Origin of the sequence: Paenibacillus sp. UNC496MF, from assembly GCF_900113915.1 — a bacterium.
GTDB classification, from domain to species: Bacteria; Bacillota; Bacilli; order Paenibacillales; family Paenibacillaceae; genus Paenibacillus_Z; species Paenibacillus_Z artemisiicola.
In genome coordinates, this window is the sequence record NZ_FORE01000007.1 from 402,211 (window position 1) to 426,857 (window position 24,647).

Below are 24,647 nucleotides of genomic sequence, written 5' to 3' on the forward strand. Positions count from 1 at the left end.
GTTAATCGCTACCGCACATTTTACCATTTGCCGCTGCCTACAACAAAGCGGTTTTTATTTGAACCCGGAGGGTAAAAGCCTGTTGTTCTGGGTAAAATCACGGAAGGATTTCACCCGGAAACGCCGTTTTTACGCGGGAAAAAAGCTTTTATGATGCCGATAAAGCATTTTTATGTCTTGTTTTGTTTCCTTCCGCATCGAAATCCGATATGATTAAATACGACGATACGGAACTCGAATCCAACTATTGTTAAAACGTACAATGCATTTTTTAAATAAAAAGTGCTAAAGGAGAGAGAAACATGACAGTAACCAAAGGACTGGAAGGGATCGTCGCCACGACCTCCTCGATCAGCTCCATCATCGACGGCGTTCTGACTTACCGCGGGATCAACATCGACGATTTGGCGGAGAACGCGACGTTCGAAGAAGTGGCTTACCTGCTCTGGTACGGCAAGCTTCCCAGCCAATCCGAGCTGAACGGGCTCCTGAAGCAAATCGGCGAATACGCGGCGGTACCGGCAAGCGTGCTGGAAAGCCTGAAGCTTTATCCGAAAAACACCAATTCCATGGCCGCTCTGCGCACGGCCGTATCGAGCCTGGCGCTCTACGACCAGCAGGCGAACGATATGTCCAAAGAAGCCAACCTGCGCAAAGCCATCAAAATCCAGGCTCAAATTCCGACGCTGATCGCCGCGTTCGCGCGCATCCGCGACGGCAAAGAGCCGATCGCGCCGAAGCAGGGCGCGTCCATCGCGCACAACTTCCTGTACATGCTGAACGGCACCGAGCCGGATCAAGTCGCGGTCAAAGCGCTTGACCAAGCGCTCGTCCTTCACGCCGACCACGAGCTGAACGCGTCGACGTTCGCGGCGCGCGTCACCGTCGCGACCCTTTCGGACATCTACTCCGGCATCACGTCCGCGATCGGCGCGCTCAAAGGCCCCCTGCACGGCGGCGCCAACGAAGCGGTCATGGTCATGCTCGAAGAGATCGGCTCGTTCGGCAACGTCGAACCATACATCAACGAGAAGCTGGCGAACAAAGAGAAAATCATGGGCTTCGGCCACCGCGTGTACAAGAACGGCGATCCGCGCGCGAAGCATCTGCAAAAGATGTCGCGCGAGCTGGGCAAGCTGACGGGCAACATGGAGCTGTACGAAATGTCCGTCAAAATCGAAGAGATCGTCACGGGCCAAAAAGGGCTGAAACCGAACGTCGACTTTTATTCCGCCTCCGTCTATACGACGCTCGGCATCCCGCGCGACCTGTTCACGCCGATCTTCGCGATCAGCCGCGCATCGGGATGGACCGCCCACATTCTGGAGCAGTACGATAACAACCGCCTGATCCGTCCGCGCGCGGAATACACGGGTCCGGTCGATCAGAAAGTCACGCCGATCGCGCAGCGTTAACCGACAACTGCAAATGGACGCCGGGGGACAACCCCCGCGCCGTCTTGCCTCTGACGGGGTGTTGACGCGCAGCTAGCATTCGGGCTGCGTTGCCGGCTCCCGTCAAGTTATGTATACTGAACAAATACGTTTATAGGAGGAATTCATCTCATGCAATTGGAAAAATTCGCGCTGCCTACAGAAGGCGAAAAAATCACGATCGATAACGGCTTGCTTCAAGTGCCGAACAACCCTATCATTCCTTTCATCGAAGGCGACGGCACGGGCCGCGACATTTGGAAAGCCTCCAAGCGCGTGCTGGACGCGGCCGTAGAGAAAGCTTACGGCGGTCAGAAAAAAATCGCGTGGTACGAAGTATTTGCCGGCGAAAAAGCGTACAATACGTATGGCGAATGGCTCCCTGCCGACACGCTGACGGCAATCCGCGAATACATCGTGGCAATTAAAGGCCCGCTGACGACGCCGATCGGCGGCGGCATCCGTTCCCTGAACGTCGCGCTGCGCCAAGAACTCGACCTGTACGTCTGCCTTCGTCCGGTCCGTTACTTCGACGGCGTGCCTTCCCCGGTTAAACATCCGGAGCTCGTGAACATGGTCATCTTCCGCGAGAACACGGAAGACATCTATGCCGGCATCGAGTACCAAGAAGGCTCCGACGACGTGAAGAAGGTCATCGCGTTCCTCCAGAACGAGATGGGCGTCAACAAAATCCGCTTCCCGGAAACGTCCGGCATCGGCATCAAGCCGGTTTCGGCGGAAGGCTCGAAGCGTCTGGCCCGCGCCGCGATCGAATACGCGCTGAAGCATGGCCGCAAGTCGGTTACGCTCGTGCACAAAGGCAACATCATGAAGTTCACGGAAGGCGCGTTCAAAAACTGGGGCTACGAAGTGGCCGAGCAGGAGTTCGCGGACAAAACGTTCACGTGGGGCCAATACGACCGCATTAAAGAAGCGGAAGGCGTAGACGCCGCCAACAAAGCGCAAAAAGAAGCGGAAGCGGAAGGCAAGCTGATCGTGAAGGACGCCATCGCCGACATCGCGCTGCAGCAAGTGCTGACGCGTCCGACGGACTTCGACGTCATCGCGACGCTGAACCTGAACGGCGACTATCTGTCCGACGCGCTGGCTGCCCAAGTCGGCGGCATCGGCATCGCGCCGGGCGCCAACATCAACTACCTGACGGGACACGCGATCTTCGAAGCGACGCACGGCACGGCTCCGAAATATGCCGACAAAGACGTCGTGAACCCGGGCTCCGTCATCCTGTCCGGCGTTATGCTCCTCGAGCACCTGGGCTGGCAGGAAGCCGCAGACTCCATCTACAAAGGTCTGGAAACGGCGATCAACAACAAAACGGTCACGTACGACTTTGCCCGCCTGATGGAAGGCGCGACGGAAGTCAAGTGCTCCGAATTCGCCGACCAAATCATCAAACATCTGTAAGGGCCGATTCGGCGCCCTTCTCACATTTTCTTGAGCCGAGGCTTGTCCCCTGGACAACCGGCCCGGGAGCAACCGCAAGATCCGCATGGCGTTCGCCTATGCGGATTTTGCCCGCTTTGCCGCCATTCGCGGGCGGCTTCACGCTTGCAGCGCAGCTTTGTTTCGGACCATTGGCCGCTTGACGCATCCAGACGCAGTTGTTCATTTGACCGCTTAGCGGCGAAGGAGGCAATACCCAGATGGCGATTCAACGGAATAAGATTACGGTCGTCGGCGCCGGATTCACGGGGGCGACCACGGCCTTGATGCTGGCGCAAAAAGAGCTCGGCGACGTGGTGCTCGTCGATATTCCCCAGCTGGAGAACCCGACGAAGGGCAAAGCGCTCGACATGATGGAATCGACGCCGGTCCAAGGCATCGACGCCAAAATCGTCGGCACGTCGAGCTACGAGGACACCAAAGGCTCCCAGGTCGTCATCATCACGGCGGGCATCGCCCGCAAGCCGGGCATGAGCCGGGACGACTTGGTCAACACGAACGCAGGCATCGTGAAGTCCGTGTGCGAGAACGTCAAAGCGACGAGTCCCGACGCGTACGTCATCATTCTATCCAATCCGGTCGACGCGATGACCTATGTCGCGTATAACGCGCTGGGCTTTCCGAAAAACCGCGTCATCGGCCAGTCGGGCGTCCTCGACACCGCCCGCTACTGTACGTTCATCGCGGAAGAGTTGAACGTTTCCGTCGAGGACGTCCGCGGCTTCGTGCTCGGCGGACACGGCGACGACATGGTGCCGCTCGTGCGCTACTCGAACGTCGGCGGCATTCCGATCGAGAAGCTCATGCCGGCCGAGCGGATCGAGGCGATCGTGCGGCGGACGCGCGTCGGCGGCGGCGAGATCGTCAACCTGCTCGGCAACGGCAGCGCGTATTACGCGCCGGCGGCGTCGCTGGTCCAGATGACCGAGGCGATCTTGAAGGACAAGAAGCGGATCACGCCGGTCATCGCGCTCCTGGAGGGCGAATACGGCTACGACAACCTTTTCATGGGCGTTCCGGCGATTCTCGGCGGCGACGGCATCGAGAGGATTTTCGAACTCGATCTGACCGCCGAAGAGAAAGCCGCCCTGGACAAATCCGCGGATTCCGTTCGCGGCGTCATCGCCATCGTCCAAGGCTGAGAGAGCGGACCGCAATTGACTCATGAAGCACATGAGACCCTGACCGAGCATCGTCAGGGTCTCTGTTTTTATCGAACGAAAGAGGAGGGGTATCATGCATCAGGAAGCGCTGCAGACGCTGAAGCAAGTGTACGGCTACGACAGCTTCCGCAAAGGACAGAGCGACATTATCGAAGGGCTGCTGGACGGCAAGGACACATTGGCGATTTTGCCGACCGGCGGAGGGAAATCCGTCTGTTACCAAATCCCGGCGATGCTGCTGCCCGGCACGACGATCGTCGTCTCGCCGCTCATATCGCTGATGAAGGATCAAGTGGACGCCCTGAACCGGCTGGGGGTATCCGCGGCTTACCTGAACAGCTCGCTCGACGCCGCTACATACCGGGAGGTCGTCCGGCAAACGTCGCAGGGCGCCTATAAGATGCTCTACGTCGCGCCAGAGCGGCTCGACGGCGGCATGTTCGAATCGCTGTCTTCCCAGCTGCACATCCCGCTCATCGCCATCGACGAAGCGCACTGCGTCTCCCAATGGGGCCATGACTTCCGACCGAGCTACCGCCAGCTGGCGGGCTGGATCGGCCGGCTCGAGAACCGTCCGCCGGTCGCCGCGTTCACCGCGACGGCGACGCCGGAGGTGTCGGAGGACATCGCGGCCATGCTCGGCCTGCACCGGCCGAATATTTTCGTCACGGGCTTCGCGCGCACGAACTTGACGCTGTCGGTCGTCACGGGGACGGACAAACGGAAGTTTTTGCGCGACTTCGTGCGGCAGCGGCCGGACCAGTCCGGCATCGTCTATACCGCGACGCGGAAGGAAGCGGAGGAGGTCTGCGACGATCTGTCGAAGCTCGGCGTCTCGGTCGGCAAGTACCACGGCGGCTTGAACGACGAAGAACGCGCCGACGCGCAGGAGCGCTTCCGGTTCGACGACAACCGGGTCATGGTGGCGACGAACGCGTTCGGCATGGGCATCGACAAGCCGAACGTCCGGTACGTCGTGCATTGGCAGATGCCCGGCGACGTGGAGTCGTACTACCAGGAGGCGGGCCGCGCGGGACGGGACGGCGAGGAGAGCGAATGCGTGCTGCTGTTCGAGCCGCAGGACGTGCAGGTGCAGCGGTTTCTGATCGACCGCGGCACGGCGGACCCGGACCGCAAGACGATTCAGCTCAACAAGCTTTACACGATGATGCATTACGCCCGGACCGAGAAGTGCCTGCTGCAGTACATCGTGAAATACTTCGGCGAAGCGGACGTCCCGGAATGCGGCAAATGCAGCAACTGCCTGGACGCCAGCGCGATGGCGGACGTGACGGAGGACGCCCGGAAGGCCTTGTCCTGCGTCGGGCGGCTGAAAGGGCGCTTCGGCATCTCGATGGCGGCGAAGGTGCTGAAGGGCTCGCGCGAGAAGCGGATCCTCGAATTCGGATTCGACCGGCTGTCGACGTACGGGCTCATGCGCCAGTGGGCGGAGCGGGACATTTCCGACCTGCTCTATTATCTTGTCGCGGAGGGATATCTGCGCATCAGCGACGGCGAATACCCGACGGTCTCGCTGACGGCGGAGGCGCTGCCGGTGCTGGAGGGGACGGTGCCCGTCCATCGCCGCCAGAGCGCGGCGGCCAAACGGCGGGACACGGGCGGAACGGGGCTGTCCGCCGCGAACGCGCCGCTGTTCGACGCGCTGCGGGAGTGGCGCAGGGAGACGGCCGCGCGCGAGAAGGTGCCGCCGTTCATGCTGTTCTTCGACGCGGCGCTGCGCGAAATCGCCGACCGGCAGCCCGTAACCTCGGAGCAGCTGCTCGGCGTGAAGGGCATCGGGGCCGCGAAGGTGTCGAAGTACGGACATGACGTCATCGCGATCGTGCGTAAGTTCAAGCAGGAGGCGGGCGGATCGTCAGCCGGAGGCGCGGCGGACGAGGACGCCCCGATGCAGCCGGCGCTCTTCGGCGCCGCCGCGACCGGCGGGGCCGGGAACGGGCGAGGCGCGGGTTCGAACGCAACCGTCTCGGGGAGCGCCGCGGACGCGGCGTCCGAAGGCGAGCTTGCGCGGCTTGAAGGCATGCCGAGCCATCTTCAGACGCTCGCCTTGTATGCGGAAGGCAAGTCGCTTGCCGACATCGCCGGGCTTCGGGGCATGAGCCGCGTAACGATCGAGAATCATTTGCTGCGCTGCGGAGAAGAGGGCGAGGAGCTGCCGTGGAACGAGTTCATTCCCGAGCGGCACGAAGCGCTCATCGTGGAGACGATCGGCCGCGTCGGCGCGGACAAGCTGAAGCCGATCAAGGAAGCGCTGCCCGACGAGATCGACTATTTCGCCATCAAAGCCGTGATCGTGAAGCACCGTTTGTCGGCTGCCGGCGAATGAACCGATTTCTTTGAATTGGCAGGCCGATTTTAGTATACTCATAAGTGACTATGAATACCGAGGAGGACGCTAGATGTTTAGTTTCATGCTCTTTTTGCACGTCATCGGCGCGGCGGGATTGGGATTCTATATTGCCCTTCCGTTCATGGCCGGACGTGCGTCCAAGCTCGACGGGGGCGGACAAGCCGGCTTGGCCGACGGACTCGTCTCCGCGAACCGCATCGCCCAATATTTTCTCGTGCTTCAGCTTCTGACGGGCGGCTATTTGATGTCGCAAAGCGACTACGCGGTCATCTGGATGATCATCGTTACCGTTCTCTTCCTGGCGATCGCCGCGCTCGGCGGCATCATCACGAAGCCGCTCAAGCGGATTTCCGCTTCGATCCAAAGCGGTCAAAGCGCATCGGCGCATATCGCGAAGGTGCGTACGCTGAGCGTCGTGCTGCTGCTCGTGTACCTGGTGACGATCTACTTCATGAAATACCCGATTCTGAAATAGGCTGCGGCAGCGGACCGCTATGGAGGGGATACGGTTGTCGAATACGCAAGCACCGGATTTGCTGACCTTCGGGGAAACGATGGCGCTCTTCATGCCGCAGGAATACCGGAGCCTCGAGCAGGCGTCTTCGCTGGAGCAGAGCTTCGGCGGAGCGGAAAGCAACGTCGCGATCGGCGTCGCGCGGCTCGGCTGTTCGGCAGGCTGGTTCGGCGCGCTGGGCGACGATCCGTTCGGCCGGATGATCCGGAAGCGGGTCCGCGGGGAAGGCGTCGACGTCTCGCGCTCGAAGCTCGTGCCGGACGCGCCGACGGGCATGATGTTCCGCGAAACGGTTGCCGGCAAGCTGGCCGTGCATTATTACCGCAAGCATTCCGCCGCCAGCCGCATGACGCCGGGCGACTTGGATCTCGACTACATAAAGGGCTGCAAAATCCTGCACGTGACGGGCATCACGCCGGCGCTGAGCGACAACTGCCGGGAGACGCTGATCGCGGCCGTGTCGGCGGCCAAAGCCGCGGGCGCGCGCATCAGCTTCGATCCCAACCTTCGGCTCAAGCTGTGGACGATCGAAGAGGCGCGCCGCGTCGTGCTGCCGCTCGCCGAGCAGGCGGACTACTTCCTGCCCGGCTGGGACGAGCTGCGCCTGCTGTACGAGACGGAGGACTTCGCGGAGGCGAAGGAACGGCTGTCCCGCCTGAACGCGGTCAGCATCGTGAAAGGCGTCGGCGATACGACGGTGGTGCTGGAGAACGGCGGCGCGCTCGAGATTCCGTTTTATCCCGCCGATATGGTCGTCGATACGGTCGGCGCCGGCGACGCGTTCTGCTCCGGCTTCCTCGCCGGCTTGCTGAAGGGGATGAAGCCGGCGGAGGCGGTCCGTCTCGGCAGCATCAACGGCTCGCTCGTCGTGCAGATGCGCGGCGATTGGGAGGCGCTTCCGGATTGGGAGACGGCAAGCCGCAGATTATCGGACAAAGGCTGGGTGGAACGGTAAATGGCGGACGCGCAATCGTCGAAAGGGCAGCGCCGGCGGGAAGGCATCATGAACGCGTTGAAGCGGCAGGGCCGGATTACGATCCAGGAGGTCGTCGAACGCTTCGGCGTCTCCGAAGCGACGGCGCGCCGCGACCTTGAGCTGATGGAGAAAGCCGAGCCCGTGATCCGGACGATTGGCGGCGCCATGTACGACGGGATGAACGCGGTGCGCGAGCTGCCCTTCGCCGAGAAGGAAGGACTGTTCTTCCTCGAGAAGGAACGGATCGCCGCGGCCGCGGCAAGCCTTATAACCGAAGGGGACGTCGTCGGCCTCTCCGGCGGCACGACGAATTATTTGCTGGCGAAGCTGCTCAAGACGCGGCGCGGCATCACGGTCGTGACGAACACGGTCAACGTGGCGATGGAGCTCGCGGGCAGCGAGATCAACGTCGTCGTGACCGGCGGCATGATGCGGCACAACAGCTTCGAGCTGTGCGGGCCGCTCGGCGAAGGATTGGTCGCGCAGCTGAACATCGGCAAAATGTTTCTCGGCGTCGACGGCGTGTCCTCGACGGGCGGCATCACGACTTACTCCGAGCAGGAGGCCCATATCGCGCGGGCGATGATCCGGCGGTCGCAGGCCACGTACGCGATGTTCGACCATACGAAGGTCGGCCGGACGTCGCTGTTCTCCATCGCTCCGCTGGCGGAGCTGCAAGGCTTCATCACCGACCGCGAGCTGCCGCAGCAGCTGGCAGCATACGCGCGGACGCACGGCATTCAGACGGTCGTCGCCGGCGGCGGCCAGGACGCCGAGATGCGGCCGACGCAGGGGTAGCAAGACAACGCTCGCATCCGCTACGGCGGAGCGGGCGTTTTTGCCGTTGAACCCCGTGCCCGGGCAAATCCGAACAAATTATTATCATAAATTGCCTATTTTGTCCCTTACCCTTTTCGCGGAATTTGGTATACTGATGGGGAAACTCATTGAAAAGGGGAAATGATACGTGTCCGAACAACAGATCATTGGCAGCGCATCGCACGCTTACGAAGTCGTCAGCGGATGGGGCAAGCTTCCGGAAGGCATTACGTACGGCTACACGCACGGCATCGTCGTCGATGAAAATGATAACGTTTACGTACATAATACGAGCAAGGATTCCGTCGTCGTCTTCGACAAGGACGGCAATTTCAAAACCTCGTGGGGCGCGGAGTTCGAGGGCGGCGCGCACGGCTTCTACCTGCACCGCGACAACGACGGCATCGAGTACCTGTACTTCGCGGACACGAACCGCGCGCTGGTCGTCAAGACGACGCTGAACGGCGACGTGCTGCTCGAAATCGGCGTGCCGGACCGTCCGGACCTGTACGACGCCGAGCGCCGCTACGTGCCGACGGACGTCTGCGTGGCGCCGAACGGCGACATCTACGTATCCGACGGCTACGGCCAATACCACATTCACCAATTCGACGCCAAAGGCCAGTACATCCGCACGTTCGGCGGCCGCGGCTCCGAGCCGGGCAAAGTCATCGAGCCGCACGGCATCTCCATCAACCTGCGCGGCGGCGAGCCGGAAGTATACGTGGCGGACCGCGGCAACGGCCGGATTCAAGTCTTCACGCTCGAGGGCGAGCACAAGCGCTTCGTGGACCATAACCTCGACAAGCCGTGCAGCTTCTACTTCTTCGGCGACGAAGTGTACCTGCCCGACCTGGACAGCCGCGTCACCGTGCTGGACGGCCAGGACCGCCTGATCACGCATCTGGGCGAAGACCAGAAGGCATATAAGCAGCAAGGCTGGCCGAACCTGCCGAAATCGTACTACCGCCCGGACAAATTCAGCTCGCCGCACGGCGTCTGCGTCGACTCGCAGGGCAACGTGTACGTGGCGGAATGGATTTTCGACGGCCGCATCACGAAGCTGGTTCGCCAGAAGTAATCGCCTAACGCGATCCTTTGGAAACAAGAAGCCCCTCGAAGCCGGCGCAGCCGGTGTCGAGGGGCTTCTTTTGATTTAAGGTCTGCTTAGGTACGGTTGGGAAGACGGTCATGAACGGCGGCATTCGGGAAAGTTAGGCTTTCCGAGCCGATGCCGTCGGCCGCGACGATCGACTCAGCCCGCTTGCGAGCCGCCGTGAACGAGCCGGCCCTCCACCCAGGTATGGCTGACGTCCAGGAAATCCGCGTCCGTCAGAACGAGATCGGCCGCCAAGCCGATGCCGATGGCGCCGGTCGCGTCCTGCAGGCCGAGCTGGCGCGCCGGATTGGCGCTCGCCATACGGCTGATCGCCGCGATGCCGAGATCCGTGTGCGTCAGCATGAACCGCACCGCGTCGATCATCGTCAGCGTGCTGCCGGCGAGACTGCCGCCTTCCCGCAGCCGGGCCACGCCGTTCACGACGTCGACCCCGAGCCCGCCGAGCTCGTAGCCGCCGTCGCCGAGACCGGCGGCGGAAATCGCGTCGGTGATGAGAATGACGCGGTCGCGCGGCTTCGCCTTCGCGAGCAGGCGAATGGCCGCCGGATGCACGTGATGGCCGTCGGCGATCAGCTCGGCGTGGATGCGGTCGTCGCTCAGCACCGCGCCGACGGTGCCCGGCTCGCGGTGATGCAGCGCGCGCATGGCGTTAAACGTATGGACCGCCTGCGACAGTCCGGCTTCGGCCGCGGCTTCGACCTGGGCGTAAAGCGCGTCCGTATGGCCGGCGGCCGCTACGATTCCGCCGCGGGCGAGATGCGCGATGACGTCCGCGGCCCCTTCCTTCTCGGGCGCGAGCGTCAGCTGCTTGATCAGGCCGGGATAGCGGGACGTCCACGCCTCGACCCAATCGAGCCTCGGCGGCGAGATGAAGCTCGGGTTCTGGGCGCCGGGCCACAGCTCGCTGATGAACGGGCCTTCCAGGTGTACGCCCGCCAAGGCGGCGTACGGCATCGGCCGGCCGCGATAGGCGGCCGATGCTTCGAGCACGGCTTCGATCGCCTCGCGCGGGGCGGTCACCGTCGTCGCGAGCAAGCGCGTCGTGCCTTTGGACGCGTGGAAGGACGTAATCGCGTCGTAAGCCGCCGCGGAAGCGTCCATGAAATCGGAGCCGAAGCCCCCGTGCACGTGCATGTCGATGAAGCCCGGCAGCAGCCAGCCGCCGCCGCCGTCTACCTCCGCAAGTCCGTCGGCTTCGCCCGGGGGCAGATCGCCGCCCGCCGCGATTCGCGCGATTTTGCCGTTCTTCACCACGATGGCGGCGCCCTCGGCGACGGCGTCGCCGACGACCGCGTTCACGCCGCGAATGAGCCAGTTGCCTGCAGCTTCGTTCATGGTTACAATAACCTCCCTGCCTCTCGGTCGACCAGAACCGTCACGTTTTTGTGCGTCTGGAGCAGCGAAGCGGGCACCTCCGTCGTGATCGGTCCCTGCAGCGCCTGCTTGACGATGCCCGCTTTGTCCGCGCCTTTGACGACGAGGAGGATGGCGTCCGCCTTCAGGATGGAGCCCACGCCCATCGTAATGGCTTGGGTCGGCACCTCGTCGAGGGAATCGAAGAACCGCGCGTTCGCCTCCCGCGTCGCCTGCTCGAGCTCCACGATATGCGTGCCGCCCTGCAGCGCGCGATCCGGTTCGTTAAAGCCGATATGGCCGTTATGGCCGAGTCCGAGAAGCTGAATATCGACGGACTGCTCTTCGAGCATCCGGTCGTAGCCGGCGCATTCCGCCTCCAAATTCGCCGCCGTCCCGCTGGGCAGGTGCGAACGGCCGGCCGGAAGATCGACGTGGGCGAACAAATGGCGGTTCATGAACCGCGCGTAGCTTTGCTCGTGATCCGGCGACAGGCCGACGTATTCGTCCAGATTGAAGGTGGTCGCGTATTTGAAGGAGAGCTCGCCTTGCTGATACAGCTCTATCATTTTTTCATAAATGCCGATCGGTGTCGAGCCCGTCGCCAGGCCGAGCGTCGAATCCGGCTTCGCCTTGAGCGCGGCGGCAAACAGTCCCGCGGCGTAGCTGTCCAATTCGGTCGTCGTGTCGAATACTTTCACTTGCATGGTGATGGCCTCCCTAACTCCGTTTGCCATTATTATAAGCCAGTTTGTTTCGAACGACAATAAAAATGATTGTAAAAATCATTTTAACGAAAATTTCGATCAAAATTTTCGTTTCCCTGATGGAACTTGCGGCGCAGCCCGCAACTATGCCATGATGGATCAAAGGTTGCGAGGATGGAAGGGGCATACGTTCAGCATGACAGACAGCGTAAACGCGGAGCACGAGGCGACCGCCAACCGAAAAGGCGAGCATATCCGCATTTGCTTGGAGGAGCAGGTGCAAAGCACGGGGACGGGCCCCGGCTTCGACCGTTACCGGTTCCGGCACCAAGCGCTTCCGGAGCTTGATTTCGGCGGGATCGACCTGAGCGCTTCCTTCTTGGGCAAACGGCTGCGGACCCCGCTGCTCATCAGCTCCATGACGGGCGGAACGGACGAAACGGCCCGGATCAACGCTCGCCTCGCCGAGGCGGCGGAAGCGCGGGGCTGGGCGATGGGGCTGGGCTCCATGCGCGCGGCCATCGAGAACGAGGCGCTTGCCGCGACCTTCCGGGTGCGGCGGCTGGCGCCGAGCATTCCGCTCATTGCCAATCTGGGCGCCGTCCAGCTCAATTACGGCTACGGCGTCGATCAATGCCGCCGGGCGGTCGAGCTGGCGGAGGCGGACGCGCTCGTGCTGCATTTGAACAGCCTGCAGGAAGTGTTCCAGCCGGAGGGGAACACGGATTTCCGCGGGCTGCTGCGCCGGATCGGCGAAGTCTGCAGGAGCCTCGGCGTGCCGGTCGGCATCAAGGAAGTCGGCTGGGGCATCGATGCCGGGGCGGCGGCGGCGGTGCTCGACGCCGGCGCGGCGTTCATCGACGTGGCCGGCGCCGGCGGCACGTCGTGGAGCCAGGTCGAGAAGCACCGCGCAAGGGACGAGCTGCGCGCGGACGCCGCGGCGGCCTTCGCCGACTGGGGCACGCCGACCGCGGCTTGCGTCCGCGAGGTGCGGGCGGCGCTGCCGGACGCGGCGCTCATCGCGAGCGGCGGCCTCGCAAGCGGGGTCGACGCCGCGAAGGCGATCGCGCTCGGCGCCGACCTCGCCGGCTTCGGCCGCTCGCTGCTCGGCGGCGCGGCGGATCCCGGCGCCGGCAGCGCCGAGCCGTTGATGCGCGTCATGGCGCGCATCGAATTCGAGCTGCGCGCCGCGATGTTCGGCATCGGCGCCGCGACGGTCGGCGCGCTGCGCGCGACGGACCGGCTGCTGCCGGTCTAGCGCGGCGGCGCAAGCACGCAAGAAGGGCAGGCCCGTTCGGAGAACGGCGCGCTGCCCTTTTTTGCTTGCCCTGCCGCGTTCGCCAGCCGCGCTTGCCTGCCGCGTTCGCGGATGCTAGCCGGCCTCGTCCGTGCGCGCGGCGCGCCTGCCGCGATCGCGGATGCTAGCTTGCCTCGTCCGTCCGCGCGGCGCGCCCGCCTCATTTGACCAGCCCCGTGCCTTCGATCTTGACCTTGACCTTGACGTCGAATTTGAGCTGCGGGTAGATGCGCTGCCAATTCCTCCACGTCTGCTCGGTGCCGGCATGCGTCGCCCGGTAGCGGAGACCGAAGCCGAACGGGTCGACCTCGTCCCGCTGCGCCTTCTTCAAAAACTTCTTGATTTCCGCCCCGATCTGCGCGTTGAAGATCCCTTCCAGCTCCGTCCAATTCTCCCCGTACACCCCGATCGGCGCTTCCTCGAAGATGCCGCTGACGTTCAGCCGCAGCTGCAGCACCTGCTCCCCGTTCACGGTCGCGATCTTGTAATGCGACGCGATTTTATCGACGTTGATGACCATCGTCACGCCGTCCTTCACGGCGGCGACCGTCGATTTCGAGTCCTGGTACCGGATTTGGCTGTACGTCTCCGTCTCGGCCGGGGAGACGATGTCCACCAGCTTCGTCTTGTTGAGCAGGCCGATCCGGGTAATGGCGTACCCGGAATCGTCGGCCCGAATGACCGGCAGGACCGGGTCGATGCCGTGTTCCTCGTGCCGGCGGATGAAGTCGAATATATAGACGGGAATCAAGTACGAAGACTGCGTGCCGTCCTTGCCGAACATGAGGAACAGCGTATTGCCGGGATACCGTTCGGTCTTCGGCTCGACCTCGACGATCGTCTTGGCGTCCGGCTGGCCGACGGCCATGAACGCGATGCTCTGCACGTCGCGCCGGCGGGACAGCCAGCGGAGAATTTCCGTGTAGTCCTTGCGGGCAAGCTGCTCGCCGACGACGAACACTTTGCAATGGCCGAAGTCCAGCTCCTTGTCGACATGGGATTTGAGCAGGCGAACGGCCTCCGCGATGGACGTGGCGTCCATCGTCAAAAACTCGTTTTTGCCGGCGCCGGGCTCGACCTTGGGCGAGGGCACCGCCAGGCGCAGCGTGATTTTGAAGCCCTTCGCGCCTTTGTCCGTCGGATCGATGCCCATCGCGACGACGAAAAAACGTTTGTCGATGTCCCTGAAGCCGCATCCGCTCAGGGCGGACAAGCTAAGCGCCATCAGCGCCAGCAGCGTTAGTCGAAGTCGTTTCATGGTTCACCAGTTTCTTTTTTTTGCCGGAGCCGAACAGGCTCAGCGCGAAGATGAAGAGCACGGAGAGGATCTCCCCGTAGGCCCGCGCCACGATCCATTGGCTCGTAAACCGCAGGTTTTGCTTCTCGTCGAAAAAATACCCGTACGCGACCGTGAGCGCGGCGAACACGCCGACGATGACCCAGTTGGACCGGGGCGTCCGGGCGGGGTCGATATCCGTTTTGGGCTTCGGCAGGCATGCCTTGACCATCTCCATCGCCATATGCCAGCCGATGGTCGCGAAGATGAGCGACAGCATCAGATAGAGCAGCAGAAACACGAAGATGACCCGTTCGATGAACCCGTAGCTCATGATCAGCGTGTCCGAAGTGACGCTCCATACGTACAAATAGTCGGCGACGCCTTCCGTCCCGTGGAACCCGATCGGCACGATGAACGTCGTGATCAGGATCAGGCCGCAGAAGATCGGAAGAATCCAGCGGTGCCGGAGGCGGAAGTTCGGCGAGAACAGCCGGTTGAACATAAAGAAATTCATATAGCCCGTGAACACGAACAAAGCCGCGGCGAACGGCTCGATCCGGGGCATCCGGTTCCAATAATGCCCCACCGTCCGGATGGCGTCCCAATCCAGCATCTGGCTGCGGACGGCTTTGAACAGCAGGAACAGGATGACCGGCGCGCAGACCATCAGGCCGACCTCGACGACGAACATGACCGTCAGCGTGGAGCGCGTCGCCGAATACAGGCAGACGAGCGCCATGAACACGAGCACGATGATCGAGCTGGTGTCGGGATTGAAGAACCGGTTGATCAGCACGGAGAAGGCGTACATCGAGATGGAGGCGGCCGTTAGCCACATGAACGCGCAGAGCAGCAGGAACGGCACGGACAGCCACTTCGGCAAATAGAGCGACAATATTTCGGGAAGTCCCCGTCCCGGAAACTTCCGCATGACGCGGGTGTACAGCAGGGCGAGCGTCGTGCCGACGACGGCGGCGCACAGCATCGACAGGATCGCGCCGTTGTACCGGTACTGGATCAGCATGTACGGGACGAAGAGCATCAGGTTGAGCAAGCTGACGAGCACGACGTTGTAATAGAAGTAGCGGCTCATTCCCGCGCCACCTGCCCGATGTCGGCCGATTGCGAGCGCGACCGCCCGAAGAGCCGGAAGTACGGCTTGCCGAAGCTGCGCAGATCCGCCAGGTAGACCAAATAACAGAAAACGCCGAACGTGACCCCGGAGATGCCGAAGAAGATGGCGGGGATGATCAGCGGGTATTTCAAGAACCGGATCGCCGTCGACATGTTGTTGACGGGAATGACGAAGTTCGAAATCGCCACGACGGACGTGACGATGATCATGATGCTGCTGACGAGCCCCGCTTGCTGCGCGGCTTGCCCGAGGATGAGACCGCCGACCGTCGTGGCCGTCGAGCCGATGTACTTGGGCAGGCGGACGCTGGCTTCGATCAGCGATTCGATCATGAACAGCATGATGAAGACCTCCACGAACGACGGATACGGCACGGCGGAGCGGCTGCCGGCGATCGAGAAGGACAGCTGCACGCGGAACAGCTCCGGGTTGTACGACATGATCGCGACGTACAGCGCGGGCAGCGTAACGGTCAGCACCACGGCGAAATAGCGCAGCGTGATCATGGCGCGCGTCATCCAGAAGGAGTCGTAATCGTCGTCCACGGCGTGCAGGAAATCGAAGAAGGTGGAAGGCAGGATGATGGCGAACATGGAGCCCTGCATCATCAGGATCACCTTGCCGTCCTCGATGCCCGCGCACGCGCGGTCGGGCCGCTCCGACATCATCATCGACGGGAACAGGCGGTAGCGGTCGCCGAGCGACCGGACGAGCTCGCCGGTGGCGGTATAGATCGGATCCGAGACGCGCTCGAGCTTCGCGCGGACGTGGCTGAGCACGGTGGCGTCGACCCGGTGCTTGTCGTAGATGAGCACGATCCGGGATTTGGAGATCGTGCCGATCGTCCGTTCCTCAATGGCCAGCTCCTCGCTCGGGTAGCGGCTGCGGATGATGTTGATGGAATCGATCAAATCCTCGCTGAGCGCGATCTGCGGGCCCATGATGACGGTTTCGACCATCGTCTGCGGGTTCTCGTTGCGGATGATCCGCGCGACGTCGAGCTTGTAGACCGTGCCGTTCAGGAGCACCAGCGCGAAGCCGTGCAGCAGCGTTTCGGCCCACTTGGCGGGATCGTCCACCTGCTTGAACGACGGATTGCGCGCGACCAGCTCGTCGAAGGGAAATTCTTGTTTCGTAAAGGGGACGAGAATGAAATCGCTGACCTTGCTCTCGTCGCACAGCGAGGAGATATAGGCGACTTCGATGATGAGCGATTCGTTTTGCAGGCGGTCCATCGTCAAGTCCCGCGATTCGGCGAATAGCGTTCCGAGCCGGTTCAGCATGGCAGCGCGTCCTTTCGTGAATGATTGCCGTCACCGGTCTGGAAACGGCTGGCAGCTTGCTTTAGTATGGATGGCCGATTAGAAAAATATGCCTCTTCCGGCATTTTGCCAGAATTGCGGCCGTACGGTACAATTGAACTCAGTTATGGCCGTTGTTTCTTCGCCGCGAGCGGCCTTAGGAAGACGGCGCCGGGAGGGCTTGATATTGGGCGGTTTGGCAGGTAGACCGGCCGCAACGCTGCGGCCGGAAGGAATCGTGCAGGTGAGGGTGCCGCTGCCCTTCTCGTTGAAGTGGGTCAACAGCTATTTGCTCCGGGACGACCGAGGCTATACCTTGATCGATCCGGGCTTGCATACGGCGGAAGCGGTCGCGTCCTGGGAGGCGGTCATGGCCGAGCACGGCGTGGCGTTCGCGGACATTCATACGATCGTGCTGACGCATCAGCATCCCGATCATTACGGCCTGGCCGGCTGGTTCCAGCAGCGGAGCGGGGCGCCGGTGCGCATGTCGGCCGAAGGCTGCGCGTACGCGGAGCGGCTGTGGGGAGCGGACGGCGGCGCGGCTTTCAAGGCGGAGCTGACGGCGCTCTACGCGCGCCACGGCATGCCGGCGGAAGCCCTCGCGACGCTCGGGCCGCATCTGGATAGCTTCGTGGCGAAAGTCGCGCCGCAGCCGGCGGTGACGTTCCTCGAGGCGGGGCAGACCGTCCGGATGGGGGGCGAGACGTGGCTGGCGATCGACGCGCCGGGCCATGCCGGCGGCCAGCTGGTCTTCTACGCGGCATCCCGAAAGTGGATGCTGTGCGGCGACCAGGTGCTGCCGACGATCACGCCGAACGTCAGCGTCGTGCCGGGCGAGGACGACCGGCAGCTGGAGCGGTTTCTCGCGAGCCTGCGGGAGCTGGCCCGGTACGACGTAGAGCTGGCGTTCCCGGGCCATCGGGAGCCGTTCGACCGCTTCGCGGAGCGCGCGGCGGAGCTGGCGGCGCATCACGAGCGCCGGCTGGCGGAGATCGTCGGGCTTCTGCGGGAGGAGCCGCGGACGGGTTACGCCTTGTGCATGCGGCTGTTCGGCGAGCGGATCGCCGGGGACGCGCATCATCTTCGGTTCGCGATGTCGGAGACGCTGGCTCATGTCTTCCATCTGGAACACGGCGGGCGGATCGGCAAGCGCGGCGGCGAAGGCAGCTATACGTATTTTGCATAGAGGGAACGCGCCGTTCCCGGAAAAGGAGCACGCCCTTATATGGTAATGTCACGCTCGGAATCCCATCAACGCCGGAAGCGGGAGCGGTCCAAGCGGCTGCGGCGGCTGGCCGTCGTCAATTTCGTCCTGCTGCTGGCCGTCGGCGCGCTCGCCGTCGTCTATGCGCTGCAGCGCGGCGACGGCGGCAGCGGCACGCCGGATAAGCCGGACGCCGCCGCGAACGCGAACGGCGGTTCCGCGGACGCCGGCAAAGGAGCCGGCGACGCGCCCGCGGCGAACGGGGAAGGCAGTCAAGACGGCCAAAGCGGCCAGCAGGCCGGCGATGCCGGCGGGACGCCGTCGGCCGGCCAAGCGCAGGACGGAGCGGGCGGCGCCGACGCGGCGAACGGCGGAGAAGGCGGCGGGAACGCCGCTGGCGGGGACGGACCGGGGAGCGGCGGGAAGCCGGACGGAGGCTCGCCGGCGGACGGCGCGGCGGGCACGGCCGCCCCGGGCTCGGGCGGGAGCGGCGCGCCGGCAGAGGCCGGGGTCGGGGCTGGATCCGGAGCCGACGCGGCCAATTTGTCGTTCACGGGCGATATCTTGCTGGCGGCTTCGGTCGAGAAGCTCATGCTGAAGAACGGATACGGCTATCCGTACGCGAAAGCGCGGAATTACTTGCAGCTGTCCGACATCACGGCGGCGAATTTGGAGACGCCCGTCACGCTGCGCGGCACGCCGGCGCCGAATAAGCAGTACGTGTATAAGGCTTCGCCGGACGCCCTTCCCGCGCTGATCGATTCCGGCGTCGACCTGGTCAACCTGGCGAACAACCACACGCTGGATCAGGGCGAAGTCGGCCTGCTCGATACGATCGGTTATCTGAACAAGGTCAAGCTGCCGAACGTCGGCGCGGGCCGCAACGACGCGGAGGCGTTCAAGCCGGTCATCAAGGAAGCGAACGGGATCCGGGTCGCCTATCTCGGTCTGACGCGCGTCGTGCCGGTCGGCTCGTGGAAGGCGGGCCCGAACCATCCCGGACTCGCGGAATCGTACGATCCGTCGCGGGCGGTCGCCGCGATCAAGAAAGCGAAGGCGGAAGCGGACGTCGTGGTCGTCATGGTCCACTGGGGCACGGAGCTGGCCGACCTGCCGAACGCGGATCAGAAACGGCTCGGCCATGCGTACATCGATGCCGGGGCGGATCTGGTCGTGGGCAGCCACCCGCACGTGCTGCAAGGATTCGAATCCTATAAAGGCAAATGGATCGCCTACAGTCTCGGCAATTTCGTGTTCAGCGGCATGCCCGACAAGCGGACGGCCGATACCGGCGTGCTGGACGCGGCGTGCGGCGCCGGCGGCGCCTGCTCGCTCGCGTTCCACCCGATGCGCGCGGTCCAATCGCAGCCGGCCCCTCTGGAAGGCGAAGAAGCCGCCGCGCTGCTGAAGCGGCTCGCGGGCATTTCCGTCCACGCGACGGTCGACGCGAACGGCCTCATTCATGCGAAGGAGTGATTCTTCATGCTTAATCCTTGCGTCGCCCACCGGGGCGCTTCGGGGCTTGCGCCGGAAAATACGATGGCGGCGTTCCGCGCCGCCATGGCGTTTCCGTTCGTGCAGTGGATCGAACTCGACGCGCAGCTGTCCAAGGACGGCATTCCGGTCGTCATCCACGACGATTCGCTGCGGCGGACGGCGAGGACGCCGGGCCGGGTGAGCGATTATACCGCGGAGGAGCTCGGCCGGATGGACGCGGGCGGCTGGTTCGGCAAGCCGTTCGCGGGGGAAGGGATTCCGACGCTGGAACAGGTGCTGGACGCGACCGTCGGGCGCTGCCGGCTCAACATCGAGCTGAAGACGTACGGCGGCCGTTACCCGGGCATGGAGAAGAAGGTCGTCGACCTGCTGTACGCCAAGGGGCTGGAGCATGACGCCGTCATCACGTCCTTCGACCGGAACGCGCTCCTCAAGGTACGGGAGCTGTCGAAGGACGTGCGGACGGGGCTGATCATCGACGCGCTGCCTTGGACCCTCGTGGAAGAGCTGAAGCGGCTCGGCGCCTCGTTCCTCTCCATCGGGTACACGCGCGTGTCCGAGACGCTGCTCGCGGATATGCGCAAAGCGAACCTGGCCGTCATGGCGTGGACCGTCAACGACGCCCCGATGATCAAGCGGCTGGCGGGCTTGAGCAGCACGCTGATGATCTGCACCAATTACCCCGACCGCTACGCGGAGGTCATGAACGCGAAGGTATAAGCCGGCGAAGCGTCGCCGGCATGACAAAGACGCATAGCCGCGGAAGTCCGCGCTATGCGTCTCGTTATTTGCCGCCGCGCGCAAGGGAGCGCATGCGTCGGGCATTATTCGCTATCGCCGTTGTCCCCGTCCCGGTAACGGTTCCGAATCTCGATCAGCGCCGGCAGCTGTTCGAAGAAGACGTCGACGATACGGGGATCGAAATGCTTGCCGCGTTCCTCGCGGAACAGGCCGAGGATGCGCTCGAGCTCCCACGCTTTCTTGTAGATGCGTTCGCTGCCGAGCGCGTCGAACACGTCGGCAACCGCGGTAATCCGTCCGTACAGGTGGATTTCTTCTTCTTTCAGCCCGCGCGGATAACCGGTGCCGTTCCACTTCTCGTGATGCTGGTAGGCGACGATCGCCGCGGTCTTGAGCAGCGCGCGGCCGGACGACCGGAGCAGCTGGTAACCGACCTCGGTGTGCTGCTTCATCTGCTCGAACTCCGCGGGCGTCAGCTTTCCGGGCTTGAGCAGCACGGCATCCGGAATGGCGACCTTGCCGATGTCGTGCATCGGCGACACCATCCGCAGCAGCTCCGCTTCGTCGGCGGACAAGCCGAGCCCGAGCGCGAGGACGGCGGAATACTCGGCGACGCGCTTGACGTGGTTGCCCGTTTCCTTCGAGCGGCTTTCCCCGATCTGGCCCATCGCGAAAATGATCTCCCGCTGCGTCGATTCGATTTCCTCCTGCAGGATGACGGATTCCAGCGACTTGCCGGCGTACGCGGCGGCGAGCTTGAGCTGCTCGAGATCCCGCGGGGTGAACGCCGCCTGCGGCGTCAGTTTGTTCACGGCTTGGTACGCGCCGATGATCGTTCCGTCGTTGCCGACGAACGGGACGGTGACGACGGCTTTCGTCCGGTAGCCGGTCCGCAGGTCGGATTCGGGATGATGCCGCGGATCCGCGTAGGCGTCTTCGATCAGCAGGCTTTCGCCCGACGCGATGGAATGGCCCACGAAGCCGCTGCCGAGCGGGAGGCGAATTTCGCTCGCCCCGTGCGCGATCATGGTGAACAGCTCCTGCTTCGCGTGGTCGATGAGCCAGACGGTGCAGCGGTCGGCGACGATCATGTCGCGGCCCATGTCGGCCATCAGCAGCAGCACGCTGCGCAAGCTGCGCTCTCCGCTGATTTTCGCGGTATAATCGAAGATGATGCGAAGCAGCTCTTCCGGCGTCCGCTCCCGCGGAACGCCGCGTCCGTCATCGCGGTAATGCGGCGGCTCGTTCATGGACTGGAGACACTCCTTCGCGTGGCGGCGGCGTGCCGCCTTGGTCGCTTGGCGTTTCGACGGTATGACTTACCTACTTATGTTCAACGCCAAGCCGCATAATCCTGCATGGAATCGGCAGATAAAGACAAATTTCGACAGATCGAATGTCGTATAATCGAAGAAGCGATCGGTTTCGCGAAGGAGGACGCGCAGATGGACGTGTGGATACGAGCGGCGGCGGGGTTGATCGGCAGCGCCGCGATCGCGGGCGCCGCGTACCGGCTTCGTTCGCTGTCGGGGTCGGGCGCCTGGTCGGCGGCGATCATGGGCACGGGCTACGTCGCGCTCGGCGGGCCGTTCTGGTTCGGGGCGCTGCTGGCGTTTTTCCTGTCTTCGACGCTGTGGTCGAAGTGGAAGCGCAGGCATGCGCGGAAGGAGGCGGCGGAGGCGAATTACGCCAAGACCGGCAGGCGGGACGCGATGCAGGTATGGGCGAACGGCGGGCTGGGCTTGCTGCTCTGCGCCGGGCATTTCCTGTGGCCGGCGCAGGGCTGGGCGTACGCCTTCGCCGGCGTCATGGCCGCGGTGAACGCGGATACGTGGGCGACGGAGATCGGCGCGCTGAGCCGCCGGGCGCCGCGCTCGGTGCTGAGCGGCCGCCGGGTCGCGGCCGGCGCGAGCGGCGGCGTCACGCCGCTCGGCAGCGCCGCCGCGCTGGCCGGCGCCGCCTTCATCGGCGCCGCGTGCGCCTGGCTCGCGCCGGCGGAGGCTTCGCCCGGCGCGCTGCTGGCCGCCGCGGCCGCCGCGGGCACGGCCGGCGCCTTCGCCGACTCGGCGCTCGGCGCGACCGCGCAGGCGATGTACCGCTGCCGCGCCTGCGGCAGCGAGACGGAGCGCGCCGTGCACTGCGGCGCGCCGGCCGAGCGGATCCGCGGCTTCGCCTTCATGACCAACGACGCGGTCAACTTCGCGTCCTCGGCCGTCGCCGGCTTGCTGGCGTGGGCCATCGGCTGCGCCGTCGCCTGAGGCGCGGGCGACAGCGCCTCGCCCCTCGGGCGTAATCCGAGCCGCAGCAGCCCCTCGCTTCCCGGCTCGGCGCCCCGCGCGCGGCTCCAACCCCAATTCCCATCGTTTTACCCCCCTAAAAGTAAAAGGATGCCGGTTGACAGGGGGGACAATCCCCTAGTATCCTAACTCTGATAGAAAAAATTTACAAATAACTCTCGTGATGAAAGCGAATTCATAGGACAGACGCGGAAGGGGAATGACCGAATCGTGACGAATGTAGCGGCGGAATCGCCGATCTCGCAGCCTCTGCTCAAGGCCGTCAACGTCAAGAAGGTGTTCGGGCGCGGCGACAATGCTGTAACCGCTGTCAAAAATATCGATCTCGCGATCAAACCGGGCTCCATGATCGCCCTCAAGGGGCGCTCCGGCTCCGGCAAGACGACGCTGCTCAATCTGCTGGCGGCGCTGGACCAGCCGACGGAAGGACAAGTCTATTACGACGGGCGAATCATCTCCGAGCTGCCGGAGAAGCAGCGGAGCACCTGGCGCCGGACGCATTTGGGCCTCGTATTTCAAGCCTTCGGGCTGATTCCGCTCATGTCGGCGTACGAGAACGTGGAGTTCGGGCTGCGCATCGCCGGCAGCGATCCCTCGCTGCACAAGGAGCGGGCGGAGCAGGCGCTGGATTGGGTGGGCATGAAGAGCCGGATGAAGCACCGGCCGCCGGAGCTTTCCGGCGGGGAGCAGCAGCGCGTGGCGATCGCGCGGGCGATCGCCCACCGGCCGGCGCTGCTGTTGGCGGACGAGCCGACCGCCGAGCTGGACAGCCGCATGGGGCTTCAGGTCATCAAAGTGTTTCGCGATCTCGTCGAGGACCTCGGCATGACGATCGTCATGACGACGCACGACCCCGGCATTATGGAAATTGTCGATCACGTCATTGCACTGGAGGATGGAGAGATTGTCGCAGAGCCAAACGCCTAATCGCCGACGCAAGCAGCTTGCCAAGCAAGCCGCCGTCTTGCTGTTCGCCGCCTCGCTGATGTCGGGCTGCTCCCTGCTGCCGATGCAGCAGACGACGCTGCAGCCGCCCTTGATCAAGCCGGCCGAGGAGAAGGTCGACGCCGTCGACGTCAAGAAAGGCACGATCGAGAAATACTTCTCCGGCACGGCCGTGGTCGCGTCCAGCCATACGGTGCCGCTGTATTACAAAGAAAGCGGGCGCCTGAAGACGCTTCACGTGTCGCAGGGCGACGTCGTGAAAGCCGGCCAACTGATCGCAGAGCTCGACCGGGGCGATCTGGACCTGCGCGTGCAGCTTCAGAAGCTGAACCTGGAACGGGCCCGGATCGTGCTGAACGCCGCCAAGCGCGACGGCGTCGAGGGCACCGATCTTCGCTTGAAGCAGATCGACGTCGAGCGCGAGCAGCTGACGCTCGATTCCATGCTGGATCAGCTGGAATCCGCCAAGCTGGTCGCGCCGATCGCGGGGGTCATCGCCTATGCGGACGCCAAATCGTCGGGCGACGGCATCAACGGTTACACCCCGCTCGTGACGATCGCCGATCCGGCGCGGACGCAGCTCGTCTATACGGCGGAGGACCCGAAGGTCATCTCCGGCATCGAACGCGAAATGCCGGTCGAAGTGACCGTGGACGGCAAGAAAACGACGGGCAAGGTGCTTCAAGCGCCGCTCGACGCGCCGCTCACGGGGAACAAGGACGTCGACGAGCGCAACACGAAGATGCTGTACGTCGGCGTGACGGACAAGTCCGCGAAGCTCGAGCTCGGCAAGTCGGTCGACATCCGCATCGGCCTCGAGAAGAAGACCGGCGTCATCGTCATTCCGCGCAGCGGGCTGCGGACGTATTTGGGCCGCACGTACGTGCAGGTGGCCGACGGCGACCGGCGCAAAGAGGTCGACGTGGAGCCGGGTCTCATGACCCAGACGGACGTCGAGATCGTGAAGGGATTGGACGAAGGCATGAAGGTCATTTTGAATAACTGATCCCGGCTTAGGCGAGAAGAGG

General features: G+C 63.6%; 21 protein-coding genes. 15 read left to right on the forward strand and 6 right to left on the reverse strand.

All coding sequences use genetic code 11. The features are described from left to right. Window positions 1–302: 302 nt before the first annotated feature. The 8 genes from citZ (at window position 303) to BMZ79_RS13640 (ending at window position 9,821) form a co-directional block, all read left to right on the forward strand. The gene (gene citZ, locus BMZ79_RS13605; protein WP_090640899.1) at window positions 303–1,415 is read left to right on the forward strand and encodes a citrate synthase; all 1,113 of its coding nucleotides are present in this window, start codon (window positions 303–305) and stop codon (window positions 1,413–1,415) included. A gap of 150 nt (window positions 1,416–1,565) precedes the next feature. Then, window positions 1,566–2,858 (forward strand): NADP-dependent isocitrate dehydrogenase, encoded by a 1,293-nt coding sequence (gene icd / locus BMZ79_RS13610; RefSeq protein ID WP_090640901.1) that lies wholly within the window; start codon window positions 1,566–1,568, stop codon window positions 2,856–2,858. A gap of 239 nt (window positions 2,859–3,097) precedes the next feature. After that, entirely contained in the window at window positions 3,098–4,039 is a 942-nt protein-coding gene (gene mdh / locus BMZ79_RS13615; RefSeq protein ID WP_090640902.1) for a malate dehydrogenase, read from the forward strand. A 94-nt stretch (window positions 4,040–4,133) separates the two neighbouring features. Next, window positions 4,134–6,407, forward strand: a complete 2,274-nt coding sequence (gene recQ / locus BMZ79_RS13620) for a DNA helicase RecQ (protein WP_090640904.1) — start codon at window positions 4,134–4,136, stop codon at window positions 6,405–6,407. A gap of 73 nt (window positions 6,408–6,480) precedes the next feature. Further along, window positions 6,481–6,906 (forward strand): hypothetical protein, encoded by a 426-nt coding sequence (locus BMZ79_RS13625; RefSeq protein ID WP_090640905.1) that lies wholly within the window; start codon window positions 6,481–6,483, stop codon window positions 6,904–6,906. 19 nt (window positions 6,907–6,925) lie between these two features. Beyond that, window positions 6,926–7,900, forward strand: a complete 975-nt coding sequence (locus BMZ79_RS13630) for a sugar kinase (RefSeq protein ID WP_090640907.1) — start codon at window positions 6,926–6,928, stop codon at window positions 7,898–7,900. Continuing rightward, window positions 7,901–8,719, forward strand: coding sequence for a DeoR/GlpR family DNA-binding transcription regulator (locus BMZ79_RS13635; protein ID WP_090640909.1), 819 nt, complete (start codon window positions 7,901–7,903; stop codon window positions 8,717–8,719). A 169-nt stretch (window positions 8,720–8,888) separates the two neighbouring features. Then, window positions 8,889–9,821 carry an NHL repeat-containing protein gene (locus BMZ79_RS13640; protein ID WP_090640910.1) on the forward strand — a complete coding sequence of 311 codons (933 nt, stop codon included), beginning with the start codon at window positions 8,889–8,891 and terminating at the stop codon, window positions 9,819–9,821. A 174-nt stretch (window positions 9,822–9,995) separates the two neighbouring features. On the opposite strand, the gene nagA is transcribed toward BMZ79_RS13640, so the two are convergent. Together nagA and nagB are read right to left on the reverse strand one after the other, a co-directional pair. Beyond that, window positions 9,996–11,195, reverse strand: a complete 1,200-nt coding sequence (nagA, locus tag BMZ79_RS13645) for an N-acetylglucosamine-6-phosphate deacetylase (RefSeq protein ID WP_090640911.1) — start codon at window positions 11,193–11,195, stop codon at window positions 9,996–9,998. 2 nt (window positions 11,196–11,197) lie between these two features. Next, window positions 11,198–11,920, reverse strand: a complete 723-nt coding sequence (gene nagB / locus BMZ79_RS13650; protein WP_090640913.1) for a glucosamine-6-phosphate deaminase — start codon at window positions 11,918–11,920, stop codon at window positions 11,198–11,200. 196 nt (window positions 11,921–12,116) lie between these two features. Between nagB and fni the strand changes: the two genes are divergently transcribed. After that, window positions 12,117–13,178, forward strand: coding sequence for a type 2 isopentenyl-diphosphate Delta-isomerase (fni, locus tag BMZ79_RS13655; RefSeq protein ID WP_090640914.1), 1,062 nt, complete (start codon window positions 12,117–12,119; stop codon window positions 13,176–13,178). 199 nt (window positions 13,179–13,377) lie between these two features. Here the strand turns inward: fni and BMZ79_RS13660 are convergent, their stop codons facing one another. From BMZ79_RS13660 to BMZ79_RS13670, 3 genes are read right to left on the reverse strand one after another with little or no spacing between them, the layout of a single operon-like run. Continuing rightward, window positions 13,378–14,475, reverse strand: a complete 1,098-nt coding sequence (locus BMZ79_RS13660; RefSeq protein ID WP_090640916.1) for a Ger(x)C family spore germination protein — start codon at window positions 14,473–14,475, stop codon at window positions 13,378–13,380. Then, window positions 14,432–15,589, reverse strand: a complete 1,158-nt coding sequence (locus BMZ79_RS13665; protein ID WP_090640917.1) for a GerAB/ArcD/ProY family transporter — start codon at window positions 15,587–15,589, stop codon at window positions 14,432–14,434. Before BMZ79_RS13665 ends, BMZ79_RS13660 begins: the two co-directional genes overlap by 44 nt. Continuing rightward, on the reverse strand, window positions 15,586–16,914 hold the full coding sequence (locus tag BMZ79_RS13670) for a spore germination protein (protein WP_090640918.1): 1,329 nt from the start codon (window positions 16,912–16,914) through the stop codon (window positions 15,586–15,588). The genes BMZ79_RS13665 and BMZ79_RS13670 overlap by 4 nt, the downstream gene beginning before the upstream one ends. A 205-nt stretch (window positions 16,915–17,119) precedes the next feature. On the opposite strand from BMZ79_RS13670, the gene BMZ79_RS13675 reads away from it, so the two are divergent. Genes BMZ79_RS13675 through BMZ79_RS13685 form a run of 3 tightly spaced genes read left to right on the forward strand, consistent with a single transcriptional unit; the run spans window position 17,120 to window position 20,356 of the window. After that, window positions 17,120–18,121 carry an MBL fold metallo-hydrolase gene (locus BMZ79_RS13675; RefSeq protein ID WP_256252723.1) on the forward strand — a complete coding sequence of 334 codons (1,002 nt, stop codon included), beginning with the start codon at window positions 17,120–17,122 and terminating at the stop codon, window positions 18,119–18,121. 39 nt (window positions 18,122–18,160) lie between these two features. Next, a complete protein-coding gene (locus tag BMZ79_RS13680) occupies window positions 18,161–19,615 on the forward strand; it encodes a CapA family protein (protein WP_090640921.1) in 1,455 nt (484 codons plus the stop codon). A 6-nt stretch (window positions 19,616–19,621) separates the two neighbouring features. Beyond that, a complete protein-coding gene (locus BMZ79_RS13685) occupies window positions 19,622–20,356 on the forward strand; it encodes a glycerophosphodiester phosphodiesterase (protein ID WP_090640923.1) in 735 nt (244 codons plus the stop codon). A gap of 104 nt (window positions 20,357–20,460) precedes the next feature. Here BMZ79_RS13685 and BMZ79_RS13690 read toward each other — a convergent pair whose 3' ends face one another. Beyond that, window positions 20,461–21,627: an HD domain-containing phosphohydrolase gene (locus tag BMZ79_RS13690; RefSeq protein ID WP_090640924.1), complete on the reverse strand. Its 1,167-nt coding sequence runs from the start codon at window positions 21,625–21,627 to the stop codon at window positions 20,461–20,463. A 195-nt stretch (window positions 21,628–21,822) separates the two neighbouring features. Here BMZ79_RS13690 and BMZ79_RS13695 point away from each other — a divergent pair, with 195 nt between their 5' ends. The 3 genes from BMZ79_RS13695 to BMZ79_RS13705 all read left to right on the forward strand — a co-directional run bounded on the left by BMZ79_RS13695 (window position 21,823) and on the right by BMZ79_RS13705 (window position 24,625). Next, window positions 21,823–22,635, forward strand: coding sequence for a DUF92 domain-containing protein (locus tag BMZ79_RS13695; RefSeq protein WP_090640925.1), 813 nt, complete (start codon window positions 21,823–21,825; stop codon window positions 22,633–22,635). A gap of 249 nt (window positions 22,636–22,884) precedes the next feature. Beyond that, window positions 22,885–23,601 carry an ABC transporter ATP-binding protein gene (locus tag BMZ79_RS13700; protein ID WP_090640926.1) on the forward strand — a complete coding sequence of 239 codons (717 nt, stop codon included), beginning with the start codon at window positions 22,885–22,887 and terminating at the stop codon, window positions 23,599–23,601. Beyond that, a complete protein-coding gene (locus BMZ79_RS13705) occupies window positions 23,570–24,625 on the forward strand; it encodes an efflux RND transporter periplasmic adaptor subunit (protein ID WP_090640927.1) in 1,056 nt (351 codons plus the stop codon). The genes BMZ79_RS13700 and BMZ79_RS13705 overlap by 32 nt, the downstream gene beginning before the upstream one ends. Window positions 24,626–24,647: the final 22 nt, after the last annotated feature.